Genomic DNA, 16,637 nt, shown 5'->3' with positions numbered 1-16,637 from the left:
CCCAACCAAGGGGGTGCGGGCCTGAGCCGCGCGTCGGGGGAAAACACCCACCGAGTGCCTGGTCGGTACCGCGCTGACACTTCCCGGAAGATTCCCGTACGTCCGCTCCAGCGCTGCCTTACGGCAGATGGGGCGACGAGTACTGTGGGACTCGCTTCCGGTCCTCCCGGCGGGAGGCGCGCAGCATCGGCACTCAACCGAGCAACCTGGTTAGTGTGCCACAGCGGCCAGGGCCAGCGCCAATCGAGCCGAGAAGGTTACCCCGCGCCGGTCGGCTGTCAAACCGCGGCACGCACTGGACTCGTACGGACGCCTCTTACCTCCGTGCAAGATCACCCGCCGGCAGCCTCCGCCCCCTGCTCCGTCCCCGGTCACGCCGGTGTCGTGCTCGTCACAGTCGACCCCCGCCCGAGCCGCAAGGGCAACCCGGAGCGCCCAAACCCCGTCTAGTTGAGCGCGGTTGGCGGCTCTGACCACCCCTTCCGCGTGGTGGGGAGATCACGGTACGCAGACGGGGGCACGGCCCGCCCGCTGCGGGGGAAGCGGACGGAGCTCGACAAGTGAACGACAGCGCTGCGCGCACGCAGAGCGGTATGCCCCTGGCAGGTACCTCCGGCATACCCGGGCTCCGCCGGCGCAGTGTCGTCGCCGCCGTGGCAGTCGCCGCCGGTGCCACCGCCCTCGGAGCCTGTTCCGTCCCCGCACCCCGCCGTGCCGGGCCCGTCGCCGACCCCGCGCCGGGGATGGCCATCGCCAGCACCCGCCGCGCCCAGCTGATGCAGATCCTGGCGCACCCCGACGACGATCTGTACTTCATGAACCCCGACACCCAGCGGATGCTGGCCGCCGGGGTCCCGCTGGTCTGCGTCTATGTCACCGCCGGCGAGCACGACGGCAAGAACCGAATACCCGGCGACTGGGACGTCGAGGCCGACAAGAGCGGCTACTCCTCCGCCCGCCACCAGGGGCTGCGCCAGGCCTACGCCTCCCTGCTCGGCCTCGACCGCTTCACCGACTGGACCAAGGGCGTCGCCTCCCTGAACGGCGAGCACCGCGCGGAGATCAACACGCTCACCAACGGCAGCCGCCGGGTCGAGCTGATCTTCCTCAATCTCCCGATGCACACAAGCCGCCGCTATATGGCGCTGCCGAGCCTCTGGCGGGACCGCGCGCTCGGCCTGAACACCGTGATCTCCGCGGACTCTCCGCTGCGCAGGACGGTCTCGTACGACCACGACGAGCTCATCGACGTACTCGTCGGGCTCATGGAGCAGTACCGGCCCACCGTGATCCAGACGCTGGATCCCGACCCGGACATCCAGCACAGCGACGAGGCGACCCGCAAGAGGGACAGCGAGCAGCGCGGCTACTCGGATCACGCCGACCACACCGCCGTCGCCTGCTTCAGCTGGGCGGCCATGGTCCGCTGGGTCGCCGAGGCCACCGAGGACGGCGGTGAGGTGCCCGGCTTCGTCGCCACCTCGTTCCGCGGCTACTACAACCGCCACTGGCCGAAGAACCTGCCTCCCGCGGTGCTCCAGGAGAAGGCCGCCAGCCTCGTTCCGTACGGCGGCGACCCGGACTGGCAGTGCGGCAACCCGGCCGGCTGCGGCGACTACAACGTCGGCGGCACCCGCCCGCTCAAGAACAAGAAGGGCTGGGTCCGCTCCACCCACTACCGCTATCCGGGCGCCCGCCCCGCCGTCGCCGCCGAGCCCTCCGGCGGGCTCGTCGCATACGGAGTGCTCGGGCTGCGTGCCGTCCGCTGGCGCGAGACCCGGCCCGGCAGCGGTCGCTGGGGCAACCCGGACGATCTCGGCGGCGGCCCGCTCGCGCCGACGCTCGGCTCGGCCACGCTCGGCGACGGCCGCCAGTTGCTGTTCGCGCTCCGCTTCGCCGCACTCGACGGCCGGGGCGGGCCCAACCGGCGCGAGGTCGTGCTGCTCGAACAGCGCTCCCCCGGCGGCGAGTTCAAGGCCTGGGAAGGGCTCGGCAACCCGGAACGGGACGACGACCGGGGCCGCCGCATCGGCGTCCCGGTCGCGATCGCCTCCCCCGACGGCCGGGTGCACCTCTTCGTCCGCAACGCCGACCAGGGCATCAGTACCCGGGTCCGCGACAGGGACGGACGCTGGGACCGCTGGCGCGACCTCGGCGGGTCCGAGATCCAGGACGGCCTGTCGACCGTCGTCGACGGCGCGGGCCGGGTCCATGTCTTCGGCGCGGGACGCGACACCGTGCACCACTGGACGCAGGACACGATGGGGCTGCCGCTCACCTTCCGCCCGGGCGGCGATCTGCCGGCACCCGGCGACCCGCTCGCGCCACTGCCGACCGCGGACGGCGGCATCGAGCTGCTCTACCGCAGGCCGACGGGCGCGGCCGTGCTGGCCGTACGCCCCGGCGGCGCACCGGCCAGGCCGCGCAAGGAGGGCTTCGACGGCTACGGCCACCTCAGCGCGGCCGCGGCTCCCGGCGGTCCGGTGCTGCTCGGCAAGGACACCCGCGGACGCGTCCAACTCCGCTACGACAGAAGGCTTCTGACACGCACTCAAGGCACCGCTCCGCTGGACTCCCCCGCACTCCACCTGCGTGAGTCGGGCAGTCCCACGGCGGTCGGCATGGGCGCGGACGCGCACCCGTGGCTCTGGTCGCCCGAGGGCGCCACAGCCGCCGGCTGACCCGAATCCCAGGGCCGCACGGACACGCGGACAACGCGAAGGGCCCCGCACCAGTGGTGCGGGGCCCTTTGCTGCTGCTTCAGGAGCAACCAGGCCGGATCAACAATTACTTGTTGATCTTGATGACCTGGCCGGCGCCGACGGTCCGGCCACCCTCACGGATGGCGAACTTGAGGCCCTCCTCCATGGCGACCGGCTGGATCAGCTGGACGTTCATGGTGGTGTTGTCGCCCGGCATGACCATCTCGGTGCCCTCGGGGAGGGTCACGACGCCGGTCACGTCCGTGGTACGGAAGTAGAACTGCGGGCGGTAGTTGTTGAAGAACGGGGTGTGACGGCCACCCTCGTCCTTCGACAGGATGTAGGCCTGGGCCTCGAACTCGGTGTGCGGCGTGACCGAACCGGGCTTGATGATGACCTGGCCGCGCTCGACGTCCTCGCGCTTGATGCCACGGAGGAGCAGACCGACGTTCTCACCGGCCTGGCCCTCGTCGAGCAGCTTGCGGAACATCTCGATGCCGGTGACCGTGGTGGTGGTCTTCTCGGTCTTGATACCGACGATGTCGACGGTCTCGTTGACCTTGAGGATGCCACGCTCGATACGGCCGGTGACGACCGTGCCACGACCGGTGATCGTGAAGACGTCCTCGATCGGCATCAGGAACGGCTTGTCGACGTCACGCTCGGGCTGCGGGATCGCCTCGTCGACGGCGGCCATCAGGTTCAGGACCGACTGGCCCCACTCCTTGTCGCCCTCGAGAGCCTTGAGCGCCGAGACGCGCACGACCGGAAGGTCGTCGCCCGGGAACTCGTACTCGGAGAGGAGCTCACGGACCTCGAGCTCGACGAGCTCCATGATCTCCTCGTCGTCCACCATGTCGGCCTTGTTCAGGGCGACAACGATGTACGGAACGCCGACCTGGCGGGCCAGGAGCACGTGCTCCTTGGTCTGCGGCATCGGGCCGTCGGTGGCGGCGACCACGAGGATCGCGCCGTCCATCTGCGCGGCACCGGTGATCATGTTCTTGATGTAGTCCGCGTGACCGGGGCAGTCGACGTGCGCGTAGTGACGCGACTCGGTCTGGTACTCGACGTGCGCGATGGAGATCGTGATACCACGCTGGCGCTCTTCGGGCGCCTTGTCGATCTGGTCGAAGGCCGAGGCCTCGTTCAGGTCCGGGAACGCGTCATGCAGCACCTTGGTAATGGCGGCCGTGAGGGTCGTCTTACCGTGGTCGATGTGACCGATGGTGCCGATGTTGACGTGCGGCTTAGTCCGCTCGAACTTCGCCTTCGCCACTGGGGTCCTCCTGTGGAGTGGTTCTGTACGCCTTACTCATCGGCGCCAGGTGATCTTTGCTGGGGTGCCAGCCGCCAGGGTTCTTGCCTTGCGGGGTCGAACCCCGGCGGATGGTGTCAAGCCTAAAGCGTGAACTCGGGTGAGTTACTCGCCCTTGGCCTTCGCGATGATCTCCTCGGCGACGTTCCGCGGAACCTCGGCGTAGGAGTCGAACTGCATCGAGTAGCTTGCGCGACCCGAGGTCTTGCTGCGGAGGTCTCCGACGTAGCCGAACATCTCCGAGAGGGGCACAAGGCCCTTCACGACGCGAGCGCCGCTGCGCTCCTCCATGGCCTGGATCTGGCCACGGCGGGAGTTGAGGTCGCCGATGACATCGCCCATGTAGTCCTCGGGCGTGGTGACCTCGACGGCCATCATCGGCTCGAGGAGCACGGGGGACGCCTTGCGAGCACCCTCCTTGAACGCCTGCGAACCAGCGATCTTGAACGCGAGTTCGGAGGAGTCGACCTCGTGGTAGCCACCGTCGAGAAGGGTGACGCGGACGCCCACCATCTCGTAGCCGGCCAGGATGCCGAACTGCATGGCTTCCTGCGCACCCGCGTCCACCGAGGGGATGTACTCACGGGGGATGCGGCCACCGGTGACCTTGTTCACGAACTCGTAGGTCGCGTCGCCGCCCTCGATGGGCTCAAGCGCGATCTGCACCTTCGCGAACTGACCGGTACCACCGGTCTGCTTCTTGTGCGTGTAGTCGATACGCTCGACGGTCTTGCGGATCGTCTCGCGGTACGCGACCTGCGGCTTGCCGACGTTCGCCTCGACGCGGAACTCGCGCCGCATGCGGTCGACCAGCACCTCGAGGTGAAGCTCGCCCATACCACCGATGATGGTCTGGCCGGTCTCCTCGTCCGAGTGGACCTGGAAGGAGGGGTCCTCCTCCGCGAGACGCTGGATGGCGACACCCAGCTTCTCCTGGTCACCCTTGGACTTGGGCTCGATCGCGACCTGGATGACCGGCGCCGGGAAGTCCATGGACTCCAGGATCACCGGGTTCTTGTCGTCGCACAGCGTCTCACCGGTGGTGGTCTGCTTCAGGCCCATGACGGCGACGATGTCACCGGCGCCCACCGACTCGATCTCCTCACGCTTGTTCGCGTGCATGCGGTAGATCTTGCCGATGCGCTCCTTCTTGCCCTTGGTGGGGTTCAGCACAGCAGTGCCGGACTCCAGGCGACCCGAGTAGACCCGGATGAAGGTGAGCTTGCCCAGGTGCGGGTCGCTCGCGATCTTGAAGGCCAGGGCGGACAGCGGCTCGTCGTCGGACGGCTTGCGCTTGACGACCGTCTCCGGGTCCTTCACGTCGTGGCCTTCGATGGCCTCGACGTCCAGGGGAGAAGGCAGGTAGCGCACGACCGCGTCGAGCAGCGGCTGAACACCCTTGTTCTTGAAGGCGGTACCGCAGAACACCGGGGTGACGGTGGTGCCGCCGCCCTTGCCGGACGCGATGGTGATACGACGGATCGCGGCGTACAGCTGCTCCTCGGTGGGCTCGACGCCCTCCAGGTACAGCTCCATGACCTCTTCGTCGTTCTCCGCGACGGTCTCGACCAGCTTGCCGCGCCACTCCTCGGCGGCCTCGGTGTGCGTGGCCGGGATGTCGACGACGTCGTACATCTCGCCCTTGGTGGCCTCGGCGGACCAGACAAGAGCCTTCATACGAACGAGGTCGACGATGCCCTTGAAGTCCATCTCGGCGCCGATCGGCAGCTGCATCACGATCGGGGTCGCACCGAGGCGGTCCACGATCATGTCGACGCAGCGGTGGAACTCGGCGCCGGTACGGTCGAGCTTGTTGACGAAGCAGATGCGCGGAACGCCGTAGCGGTCCGCCTGACGCCAGACGGTCTCGGACTGCGGCTCAACGCCGGCGACACCGTCGAACACCGTGACGGCACCGTCGAGCACGCGGAGCGAACGCTCCACCTCGACCGTGAAGTCGACGTGACCCGGGGTGTCGATGATGTTGATGGTGTGATCGACGTCCTCGAGCGGCCAGTGACAGGTCGTCGCGGCGGACGTGATCGTGATGCCGCGCTCCTGCTCCTGCTCCATCCAGTCCATCGTGGCAGCGCCGTCGTGGACCTCACCGATCTTGTAGCTCACACCGGTGTAAAACAGGATGCGCTCGGTGGTCGTCGTCTTGCCCGCGTCGATGTGGGCCATGATCCCAATGTTGCGGACCTTGGCCAGGTCAAGCGAAGTGGTGGCCATAAGGCTCAATCTTCTCTCGGTCTCGATGTGGGTAGCGACTACCAGCGGTAGTGCGCGAAGGCCTTGTTGGACTCGGCCATCTTGTGCGTGTCCTCACGCTTCTTGACCGAAGCGCCGAGGCCGTTGGAGGCGTCGAGCAGTTCGTTCGTGAGGCGCTCGGTCATGGTCTTCTCGCGGCGGGCGCGGGAGTAACCCACGACCCAGCGGAGCGCGAGGGTGGCGGCGCGACCGGGCTTGACCTCGATCGGCACCTGGTAGGTGGCGCCACCGACACGGCGGGACTTGACCTCGAGAGACGGCTTGACGTTCTCGAGGGCGCGCTTCAGCGTGATGACCGGGTCAGCGCCGGTCTTCTCGCGGAGGCCTTCCATGGCGCCGTAGACGATGCGCTCGGCAGTGGAACGCTTGCCGTTGAGCAGAATCTTGTTGATGAGCGAGGTCACCAGAGGAGAACCGTAAACCGGGTCGATGATGACCGGGCGCTTCGGGGCGGGGCCCTTACGAGGCATTCTTACTTCTCCTTCTTGGCGCCGTAGCGGCTGCGGGCCTGCTTGCGGTTCTTGACACCCTGGGTGTCGAGGGAACCGCGGATGATCTTGTAACGAACACCCGGCAGGTCCTTCACACGGCCACCACGCACGAGCACGATGGAGTGCTCCTGCAGGTTGTGTCCCTCACCCGGAATGTAGGCCGTGACCTCGATGCCGGAGGTCAGACGCACACGCGCGACCTTCCGCAGCGCCGAGTTCGGCTTCTTCGGGGTGGTCGTGAACACACGCGTGCAGACGCCGCGACGCTGAGGGGAACCCTCGAGTGCGGGCGTCTTGTTCTTCTCGACCTTGTCCTGCCGGCCCTTACGGACCAGCTGCTGGATCGTAGGCACTACTTCTCCGGTTTCTGTGTGCCGTTAGTGAAACTAACCTGGAACGTCTCCGACCCACGCGGTCGGGTGTGTCGAATACTGCAGACTCCCGCCGCAAGGCGAAGAGAGGCGCAGATTACGGTGGCCGATTTTTCAGACTCGCCGTGCGGCTGAAGACACGCACACGAGCCCAGGCACACCCCAGGCACAAGGTCAGAGCGTACCTACCGCATCGGCTCCGGTCAAAACAACTGCACACGCGCAGGACACACCTGCCCGCAACATACGGCACAGGGCGGCCATCCCGCGAGGGATGACCGCCCTGTGGCCGGTTGCTACTGCTTACTGGTTGTACGGACCGTAGTCGTAGTCCTCCAGCGGAACGGCCTGGCCGGAGCCGGTACCGAACGGCGAGTAGTCGATGTCGTCGTAGCCGACGGCCGAGTACATCGCGGCCTTGGCCTCCTCGGTGGGCTCCACCCGGATGTTGCGGTAACGGGCCAGGCCCGTTCCGGCCGGGATGAGCTTACCGATGATGACGTTCTCCTTGAGGCCGATCAGGGAGTCCGACTTGGCGTTGATCGCCGCGTCGGTCAGAACCCTGGTCGTCTCCTGGAAGGACGCCGCCGACAGCCACGACTCGGTCGCCAGCGAGGCCTTGGTGATACCCATCAGCTGCGGACGGCCGGAGGCGGGGTGACCGCCCTCGGTGACCACACGACGGTTCTCGGTCTCGAACTTCGAGCGCTCGACCAGCTCGCCGGGCAGCAGCTCGGCGTCGCCGGACTCGATGATCGTCACACGGCGCAGCATCTGCCGGATGATGATCTCGATGTGCTTGTCGTGGATCGACACACCCTGCGAGTTGTAGACCTTCTGGACCTCGCCGACCAGGTGGACCTGGACCGCGCGCTGACCGAGGATCCGCAGCACGTCGTGCGGGTTGGTGGCACCCACGGTGAGCTTCTGGCCCACCTCGACGTGGTCGCCCTCGCCCACCAGCAGACGGGCACGCTTCGAGATCGGGAACGGCGTCTCGTCGCTGCCGTCGTCCGGAGTGACGACGAGCTTCTTGGTCTTCTCGGTCTCCTCGATACGGACGCGGCCGGCCGCCTCCGAGATCGGGGCGACACCCTTGGGCGTACGAGCCTCGAAGAGCTCGACGACACGGGGCAGACCCTGGGTGATGTCGTCACCGGCCACACCACCGGTGTGGAAGGTACGCATCGTCAGCTGCGTGCCGGGCTCACCGATGGACTGGGCGGCGATGATGCCGACCGCCTCACCGATGTCGACCAGCTTGCCGGTGGCCAGCGAACGGCCGTAGCAGTACGCACACGTGCCGACCGCGGACTCACAGGTCAGGACCGAGCGGGTCTTGACCTCCTCGACCCCGGCGCCGACGAGAGCGTCGATGAGCACGTCACCGAGGTCGACATTGGCAGGCGCGATGACCTTGCCGTCGACGACGACGTCCTCGGCGAGCATCCGTGCGTACACGGACGTCTCGACGTCCTCCGCCTTGCGAAGAACACCGCCGGCGTCCTTCTCGGCGATCCGCAGCTTCAGACCGCGGTCGGTGCCACAGTCCTCTTCGCGGATGATGACGTCCTGCGAGACGTCCACCAGACGACGGGTCAGGTAACCCGAGTCGGCGGTACGCAGGGCGGTGTCCGCCAGACCCTTACGGGCACCGTGCGTGGAGATGAAGTACTCCAGCACGGACAGGCCCTCGCGGAAGGACGCCTTGATCGGACGCGGGATGGTCTCGTTCTTGGCATTGGACACCAGACCACGCATACCGGCGATCTGACGCATCTGCATCATGTTTCCGCGAGCACCCGAGTTGACCATCATGAAGATGGGGTTGGTCTTCGGGAAGTTCGCGTTCATCGCCTCGGCAACCTCGTTGGTCGCCTTGGTCCAGATGGTGATGAGCTCCTGCGTGCGCTCCTGCTTGGTGATCAGACCGCGCTCGTACTGCTTCTGGACCTTCTCGTCCTGCGCCTCGTAGCCCGCGACGATCGCCTTCTTGGCCTCGGGGACCACGACGTCGGAGATGGCCACGGTGACACCGGAACGGGTCGCCCAGAAGAAGCCCGCCGCCTTCAGGTTGTCGAGCGTCGCCGCCACGATGACCTTGGGGTAGCGCTCGGCCAGGTCGTTGACGATCTCGGAGAGCTGCTTCTTGCCCACCGAGTAGTCGACGAACGGGTAGTCCTCGGGCAGCAGCTCGTTGAAGAGCGCGCGGCCCAGAGTCGTACGCAGCCGGAAGCTGTCACCCTGCTGCCACTCCGGGTCGCCCTCTTCCTGCGCCGGCGGGGTCCAGCCGCGCGGCGGGATGGTGCCCACCGGGAAGCGGATGTCGACCTTCGCCTGGAGCGAGAGCTCGCGGGCGTCGAACGCCATGATCGCCTCGGCCGTGGAGCCGAAGGAGCGGCCTTCGCCGATGACCTTGCGCTCTTCCTCGTCGGTCGTGAGGAAGAACAGGCCCAGCACCATGTCCTGGGTCGGCATGGTGACCGGACGGCCGTCGGCCGGCTTCAGGATGTTGTTCGAGGACAGCATCAGGATGCGGGCCTCCGCCTGCGCCTCCGCGGACAGCGGCAGGTGCACGGCCATCTGGTCACCGTCGAAGTCCGCGTTGAACGCGGTGCAGACGAGCGGGTGAATCTGAATGGCCTTGCCCTCGACCAGCTGCGGCTCGAAGGCCTGGATGCCGAGGCGGTGCAGGGTCGGCGCACGGTTCAGCAGCACCGGGTGCTCGGCGATGACCTCTTCGAGGACGTCGTACACCACGGTGCGACCGCGCTCGACCATGCGCTTGGCCGACTTGATGTTCTGCGCGTGGTTCAGGTCGACCAGACGCTTCATCACGAACGGCTTGAAGAGCTCCAGCGCCATGGCCTTGGGCAGACCACACTGGTGCAGCTTCAGCTGCGGGCCGACGACGATGACGGAACGCGCCGAGTAGTCGACTCGCTTGCCGAGCAGGTTCTGACGGAAACGACCCTGCTTGCCCTTGAGCATGTCGCTCAGGGACTTCAGCGGGCGGTTGCCGGGACCGGTGACCGGGCGACCGCGGCGGCCGTTGTCGAACAGCGCGTCGACGGCCTCCTGCAGCATCCGCTTCTCGTTGTTCACGATGATCTCGGGGGCGCCGAGGTCAAGGAGACGCTTGAGGCGGTTGTTGCGGTTGATCACACGGCGGTACAGGTCGTTCAGGTCGGAGGTCGCGAAGCGGCCACCGTCCAGCTGCACCATCGGACGCAGGTCCGGCGGGATGACCGGCACGCAGTCCAGCACCATGCCCTTGGGGCTGTTGCTGGTCTGCAGGAACGCGGAGACGACCTTGAGGCGCTTGAGCGCACGGGTCTTCTTCTGGCCCTTGCCGGTACGGATGATCTCGCGGAGGCGCTCGGCCTCCTCGTCGAGGTCGAAGGACTCCAGGCGCTTCTGCAGCGCCGCAGCACCCATCGAACCGTCGAAGTACGTGCCGAAGCGGTCACGCAGCTCGCGGTAGAGCAGCTCGTCGCCCTCCAGGTCCTGGACCTTGAGGTTCTTGAACCGGTTCCACACCTCGTCGAGACGGTCGATCTCGCGCTGCGCACGGTCGCGCAGCTGCTTCATCTCACGCTCGGCGCCTTCGCGCACCTTGCGGCGCACGTCGGCCTTGGCGCCCTCGGCCTCGAGCTCGGCCAGGTCGGTCTCGAGCTTCTTGGCGCGGGCCTCGAGGTCGGCGTCGCGGCGGTTCTCGACCTGCTGGCGCTCGACGGAGACATGCGCCTCCAGCGACGGCAGATCGCGCGTACGGCGCTCCTCGTCCACGAACGTGATCATGTACGCGGCGAAGTAGATGACCTTCTCGAGGTCCTTCGGCGCCAGGTCCAGCAGGTAGCCAAGACGCGACGGAACGCCCTTGAAGTACCAGATGTGGGTGACGGGCGCGGCCAGCTCAATGTGGCCCATCCGCTCACGGCGCACCTTGGCGCGAGTGACCTCGACGCCACAGCGCTCACAGATGATGCCCTTGAAGCGGACACGCTTGTACTTGCCGCAGTAGCACTCCCAGTCCCGGGTCGGACCGAAGATCTTCTCGCAGAAGAGTCCGTCCTTCTCGGGCTTGAGCGTGCGGTAGTTGATGGTCTCCGGCTTCTTTACCTCGCCGTGCGACCACTGTCGGATGTCGTCCGCGGTGGCAAGGCCGATCCGCAGCTCGTCGAAGAAGTTGACGTCGAGCACTTGTCGTCAATCCCTCTTTCGGGGTCGTGTCTCAATCATGGTCTGTACGGGTCCGGGGCACGGCCGGGGCTCCTTGCGAGAGCCCCGACCAGACCCGTCAGACCTCTTCGACGCTGCTCGGCTCGCGCCGGGACAGGTCGATGCCGAGCTCCTCCGCTGCGCGGAAGACGTCCTCGTCGGTGTCGCGCATCTCGATGGACATGCCGTCCGAGGACAGCACCTCCACGTTCAGGCAGAGCGACTGCATTTCCTTGATGAGCACCTTGAAGGACTCGGGAATGCCGGGCTCGGGGATGTTCTCGCCCTTGACGATGGCCTCGTAGACCTTCACGCGGCCGGTGACGTCGTCGGACTTGATGGTCAGCAGCTCCTGGAGGGCGTATGCGGCGCCATAAGCCTCCAGCGCCCACACCTCCATTTCACCGAATCGCTGGCCACCGAACTGAGCCTTACCACCCAGCGGCTGCTGGGTGATCATCGAGTACGGGCCGGTCGAGCGGGCGTGCAGCTTGTCGTCGACCAGGTGGTGGAGCTTGAGGATGTACATGTACCCGATCGAGATCGGGTCCGGGAACGGCTCGCCGGAGCGGCCGTCGAACAGGTTCGCCTTGCCGGACGGCTGCACCATGCGGCTGCCGTCGCGGTTCGGGATCGTGGACTCGAAGAGACCGGAGATCTCGTCCTCGCGCGCACCGTCGAAGACCGGGGTCGCGACATTGGTGCCGGCGGCGACCTCGTCGGCGCCGATCGCCTTCAGCCGCTCCATCCACTCCTCGCTGCCCTCGACCTTCCAGCCCTGGCTGGCGAGCCAGCCGAGGTGGATCTCGAGGACCTGTCCCGGGTTCATTCGGGACGGGACGCCCAGCGGGTTGAGGATGATGTCGACCGGGGTGCCGTCCTCCAGGAACGGCATGTCCTCGATCGGCAGGATCTTCGAGATGACGCCCTTGTTGCCGTGACGGCCGGCGAGCTTGTCACCATCGGTGATCTTGCGCTTCTGCGCGACGTACACGCGAACCAGCTGGTTCACGCCCGGCGGCAGCTCGTCGCCCTCCTCGCGGTCGAAGACGCGTACGCCGATGACCTTGCCGGTCTCGCCGTGCGGCACCTTCAGCGAGGTGTCACGGACCTCACGCGCCTTCTCACCGAAGATCGCGCGGAGCAGGCGCTCCTCCGGGGTCAGCTCGGTCTCGCCCTTGGGCGTGACCTTGCCGACCAGGATGTCGCCGGCCACGACCTCGGCGCCGATGCGGATGATGCCCCGCTCGTCGAGGTCCGCGAGGACCTCCTCGGAGACGTTCGGGATGTCCCGGGTGATCTCCTCGGGGCCGAGCTTGGTGTCACGGGCGTCGACCTCGTGCTCCTCGATGTGGATCGAGGAGAGGACGTCGTCCTGCACGAGGCGCTGCGACAGGATGATCGCGTCCTCGTAGTTGTGACCCTCCCACGGCATGAACGCCACGAGCAGGTTCTTGCCGAGCGCCATCTCGCCGGCCTCGGTGGCCGGACCGTCGGCGAGGACCTGGCCCTCGACGACCCGCGAGCCCTCGTCCACGATGACCTTCTGGTTCACCGAGGTGCCCTGGTTCGAGCGGGAGAACTTCGCGACGCGGTACGTGGTGTACGTGCCGTCGTCGTTGGCCACGGTGATGTAGTCCGCGGAGACCTCCTGGACCACACCGTCCTTCTCGGCCTTGATGACGTCACCGGCGTCGACCGCACAGCGGTACTCCATGCCGGTGCCGACCAGCGGCGCCTCGGCCGTGATCAGCGGAACGGCCTGGCGCATCATGTTCGCGCCCATGAGGGCACGGTTGGCGTCGTCGTGCTCGAGGAACGGGATCATGGCGGTCGCGACCGACACCATCTGGCGCGGCGAGACGTCCATGTAGTCCACGTCGGAGCCCGGCACGTAGTCGACCTCGCCGCCACGACGGCGGACCAGGACACGCGCTTCGGCGAAGCGCATGTCGTCGGTCAGCGCGGCGTTGGCCTGCGCGATGACGAACCGGTCTTCCTCGTCGGCGGTCAGGTAGTCGACCTCGTCGGTCACCTGGTCGTCGGCGACCCTGCGGTACGGCGTCTCGACGAAGCCGAACGCGTTGACCCGGCCGTACGAGGCGAGCGAGCCGATCAGACCGATGTTCGGGCCTTCAGGGGTCTCGATCGGGCACATGCGGCCGTAGTGCGACGGGTGCACGTCACGGACCTCGAAGCCGGCCCGCTCACGGGAGAGACCACCCGGGCCAAGAGCCGACAGACGGCGCTTGTGGGTGAGACCCGACAGCGGGTTGTTCTGGTCCATGAACTGCGACAGCTGGCTGGTGCCGAAGAACTCCTTGATGGAGGCGACGACCGGCCGGATATTGATCAGGGTCTGCGGCGTGATCGCTTCGACATCCTGGGTCGTCATGCGCTCACGCACGACGCGCTCCATACGAGCCAGACCCGTACGGACCTGGTTCTGGATGAGCTCGCCGACGTTGCGCAGACGGCGGTTGCCGAAGTGGTCGATGTCGTCGGTCTCGACGACGATCTGGGTGCCGCTCTCGCCGACCGTCTCGGTCTCCCCGGCGTGCAGCTTGACCAGGTACTTGATGGTCGCAATGACGTCGTCGGTGGTGAGCACGCCGGCGTCCAGCGGCTCATCCGCGCCGAGCTTCTTGTTCACCTTGTAGCGGCCGACCTTCGCGAGGTCGTAGCGCTTCGGGTTGAAGTAGAGGTTCTCGAGCAGCGTCTGAGCAGCCTCACGCGTGGGCGGCTCGCCCGGGCGCAGCTTGCGGTAGATGTCGAGCAGCGCGTCGTCCTGGCCCTGGGTGTGGTCCTTCTCCAGGGTGGCGCGCATCGACTCGTACTCGCCGAACTCCTCGAGGATCTGCTCGGTGGTCCAACCGAGAGCCTTGAGCAGTACGGTCACGGACTGCTTGCGCTTGCGGTCGATGCGGACACCGACCATGTCGCGCTTGTCGATCTCCATCTCGAGCCAGGCACCCCGGGACGGGATGATCTTGGCCGTGAAGATGTCCTTGTCGGACGTCTTGTCGATGGAAGAGTCGAAGTACACACCCGGCGAGCGGACCAGCTGCGACACCACGACACGCTCGGTGCCGTTGATGACGAAGGTGCCCTTGTTGGTCATGAGCGGGAAGTCGCCCATGAAGACCGTCTGGGACTTGATCTCGCCGGTCTCGTTGTTGGTGAACTCGGCAGTGACGAACAGGGGCGCGGCGTATGTGAAGTCGCGCTCCTTGCACTCGTCGATGGAGTTCTTCGGAGGCTCGAAACGGTGGTCGCGGAAGGTCAGCGACATCGACCCGGAGAAGTCCTCGATCGGAGAGATCTCCTCGAAGATCTCTTCCAGACCGGACTTCGTGGGGACGTCCTGTCCGCTGTCCAGAGCCGCCTCGACTCGAGCCTTCCAAGCGGCATTGCCGAGCAGCCAGTCAAAGCTCTCGGTCTGCAGCGCAAGGAGGTTCGGAACCTCGAGGGGCTCCTTGATCTTTGCAAAGGAGATGCGCAGCGGGGCGGTGCTGGCGCCGTTGTTCGTATTCGCGGTCGAGGCGTTGCGCGAGGCGGCCAAGAGGGGGTCCTTCCGAGGGCTCGGACTCACTACGCGCGTACCGGTCCCATGCCGGGCACAAAGACAGACGCTCCCGATCCGGTCAAAAAGGCCAGGTCAGGGATGCTTCGGTCAACAATGCTCATGCGTGGGGATGCCCCTGGTGACGGGCAGGGGGCAGTTAACAGGCAGCGCAAAGGGTCAGTGTAGCCACTTGGCACACTGATGTCCAGTGCGGGTTTTCGAGACCCTCGTTGTTCTCAACTCCGCGTAAGCCCTCGCGCCAAGAGGCGCACATCCTTACTGCCCGTTCGGTCGTCGATCCATGCCTCGGATCCGGATCGTTGTGACGACGCGTCCTGAGAATTGCGCGCTGCGTGCGGTTCGTCAAGGCCCCCCAACCCAAACTCGCTGCTGAGATCGTCACTGGCCAGGGTCGGCGGCGCACGGCGAAGATCACGATACTCGCCGCCGCTCGAAGAACAAGAGAGCACTCGCACAACGCCGAAGGGCGACCACCCGGATGGGTGATCGCCCTTCGCTGTGCCTCTCGCGGCCCCTCTCGGAGCCGTGTCAGAGACTCAGAGGGTCACTTGACCTCGACGGAGGCGCCGGCGCCCTTGAGGGACTCGGCAGCCTTCTCAGCGGCCTCCTTGGCGACCTTCTCGAGGACCGGCTTCGGGGCGCCGTCCACGAGGTCCTTGGCCTCCTTGAGACCCAGCGAGGTCAGCTCACGCACGACCTTGATGACCTGGATCTTCTTCTCGCCGGCGCCGGTGAGGATGACGTCGAACTCGTCCTGCTCGGCAGCGGCCTCGGCGACCGGGGCACCCGGGCCCGCAACGGCAACGGCGGCCGGGGCGGCAGCGGTGACGTCGAACTTCTCCTCGAAGGCCTTCACGAACTCGGAGAGCTCGATGAGGGTCATCTCCTCGAACTGCGCAAGCAGGTCGTCCTGGCTGAGCTTCGCCATGATGGCGGTCCTTCCACTAATTCGGCTGGTGCCGGATGTATATGTCGGCGGGCGTGCGGCCCGCTGCGACCAGCGACGTCAGACGCTGATCAATGCGCGAGCCGAATTACTCGGCACCGCCCTGCTCGGCCTTCTTGGCACGAAGCGCCTCCGCGGTGCGGACGAACTTCGAGGGAAGCGCCTGGAAGAGCGCGGCAGCCTGGGACTGCTTGCCCTTCATGGCGCCCGCCAGCTTGGCGAGCAGAACCTCGCGGGACTCGAGGTCCGCAAGCTTCTTGATCTCATCAGCGGTAAGCGCCTTACCGTCAAGGACACCGCCCTTGATGATGAGGTTGGGGTTGTCCTTGGCGAAGTCACGAAGACCCTTCGCCGACTCCACCGGGTCACCGGTGACGAAGGCAACCGCCGTCGGACCCGCGAACAGGTCGTCGAGCGTGTTGATCCCGGCCTCGTTGGCCGCAATCTTGGTCAGCGTGTTCTTCACCACGGCGTACTGGGCGTTCTCACCGAGTGAACGGCGCAGCTGCTTCAGCTGAGCCACGGTGAGACCCCGGTACTCGGTCAGCACAGCGGCGTTCGAGCTGCGGAACTGGTCCGCGAGCTCGGCTACCGCGGCAGCCTTGTCGGGCCTTGCCATAGAGCGTCGGCCTCCTTCCGGGTGATGAGGACCGCTCAGAAGGGGCTGGGCAAAACGAAACGCCCCGGCGCAGGCGCACGGGGCGTGGCTCGACCGATCGCGCTCTTGAAAA

General features: G+C 66.6%; 9 protein-coding genes. 1 reads left to right on the top strand and 8 read right to left on the bottom strand.

The genetic code is table 11. The features are described from left to right. Positions 1-593: 593 nt before the first annotated feature. Complete coding sequence (locus ACH4YL_RS28255; RefSeq protein WP_398510444.1) at positions 594-2,681, top strand: PIG-L family deacetylase; 2,088 nt, start codon at positions 594-596, stop codon at positions 2,679-2,681. A 106-nt stretch (positions 2,682-2,787) separates the two neighbouring features. On the opposite strand, the gene tuf is transcribed toward ACH4YL_RS28255, so the two are convergent. The 8 genes from tuf to rplJ all read right to left on the bottom strand — a co-directional run bounded on the left by tuf (position 2,788) and on the right by rplJ (position 16,525). After that, a complete protein-coding gene (gene tuf / locus ACH4YL_RS28250; protein WP_398510265.1) occupies positions 2,788-3,981 on the bottom strand; it encodes an elongation factor Tu in 1,194 nt (397 codons plus the stop codon). 144 nt (positions 3,982-4,125) lie between these two features. Further along, complete coding sequence (fusA, locus tag ACH4YL_RS28245) at positions 4,126-6,252, bottom strand: elongation factor G (RefSeq protein WP_398510264.1); 2,127 nt, start codon at positions 6,250-6,252, stop codon at positions 4,126-4,128. Positions 6,253-6,290: 38 nt separating this feature from the next. Next, the gene (gene rpsG / locus ACH4YL_RS28240; protein WP_398510263.1) at positions 6,291-6,761 is read right to left on the bottom strand and encodes a 30S ribosomal protein S7; all 471 of its coding nucleotides are present in this window, start codon (positions 6,759-6,761) and stop codon (positions 6,291-6,293) included. Between the two features lie 2 nt (positions 6,762-6,763). Then, entirely contained in the window at positions 6,764-7,135 is a 372-nt protein-coding gene (rpsL, locus tag ACH4YL_RS28235; RefSeq protein WP_003948652.1) for a 30S ribosomal protein S12, read from the bottom strand. Between the two features lie 321 nt (positions 7,136-7,456). After that, entirely contained in the window at positions 7,457-11,356 is a 3,900-nt protein-coding gene (locus ACH4YL_RS28230) for a DNA-directed RNA polymerase subunit beta' (protein WP_398510262.1), read from the bottom strand. Between the two features lie 97 nt (positions 11,357-11,453). Continuing rightward, a complete protein-coding gene (gene rpoB, locus ACH4YL_RS28225; protein WP_398510261.1) occupies positions 11,454-14,936 on the bottom strand; it encodes a DNA-directed RNA polymerase subunit beta in 3,483 nt (1,160 codons plus the stop codon). A 568-nt stretch (positions 14,937-15,504) separates the two neighbouring features. Further along, positions 15,505-15,888 (bottom strand): 50S ribosomal protein L7/L12, encoded by a 384-nt coding sequence (gene rplL / locus ACH4YL_RS28220; RefSeq protein WP_398510260.1) that lies wholly within the window; start codon positions 15,886-15,888, stop codon positions 15,505-15,507. A 106-nt stretch (positions 15,889-15,994) separates the two neighbouring features. Further along, complete coding sequence (gene rplJ, locus ACH4YL_RS28215; protein ID WP_398510259.1) at positions 15,995-16,525, bottom strand: 50S ribosomal protein L10; 531 nt, start codon at positions 16,523-16,525, stop codon at positions 15,995-15,997. Positions 16,526-16,637: the final 112 nt, after the last annotated feature.

The organism is Streptomyces sp. NPDC020681, assembly GCF_044334895.1.
Taxonomy (GTDB): Bacteria; Actinomycetota; Actinomycetes; order Streptomycetales; family Streptomycetaceae; genus Streptomyces.
Note: the sequence above shows the minus strand (reverse complement) of the source record. Positions and strands in the feature narration are given on the sequence as shown.

Bases quoted from the DNA above. Each gene is read 5' to 3' on its own strand.
- rpsG (WP_398510263.1), bottom strand. From the start codon at position 6,761: ATGCCTCGTAAGGGCCCCGCCCCGAAGCGCCCGGTCATCATCGACCCG.
- rplJ (WP_398510259.1), bottom strand. From the start codon at position 16,525: ATGGCAAGGCCCGACAAGGCTGCCGCGGTAGCCGAGCTCGCGGACCAG.
- fusA (WP_398510264.1), bottom strand. From the start codon at position 6,252: ATGGCCACCACTTCGCTTGACCTGGCCAAGGTCCGCAACATTGGGATC.
- ACH4YL_RS28255 (WP_398510444.1), top strand. From the start codon at position 594: ATGCCCCTGGCAGGTACCTCCGGCATACCCGGGCTCCGCCGGCGCAGT.
- rplL (WP_398510260.1), bottom strand. From the start codon at position 15,888: ATGGCGAAGCTCAGCCAGGACGACCTGCTTGCGCAGTTCGAGGAGATG.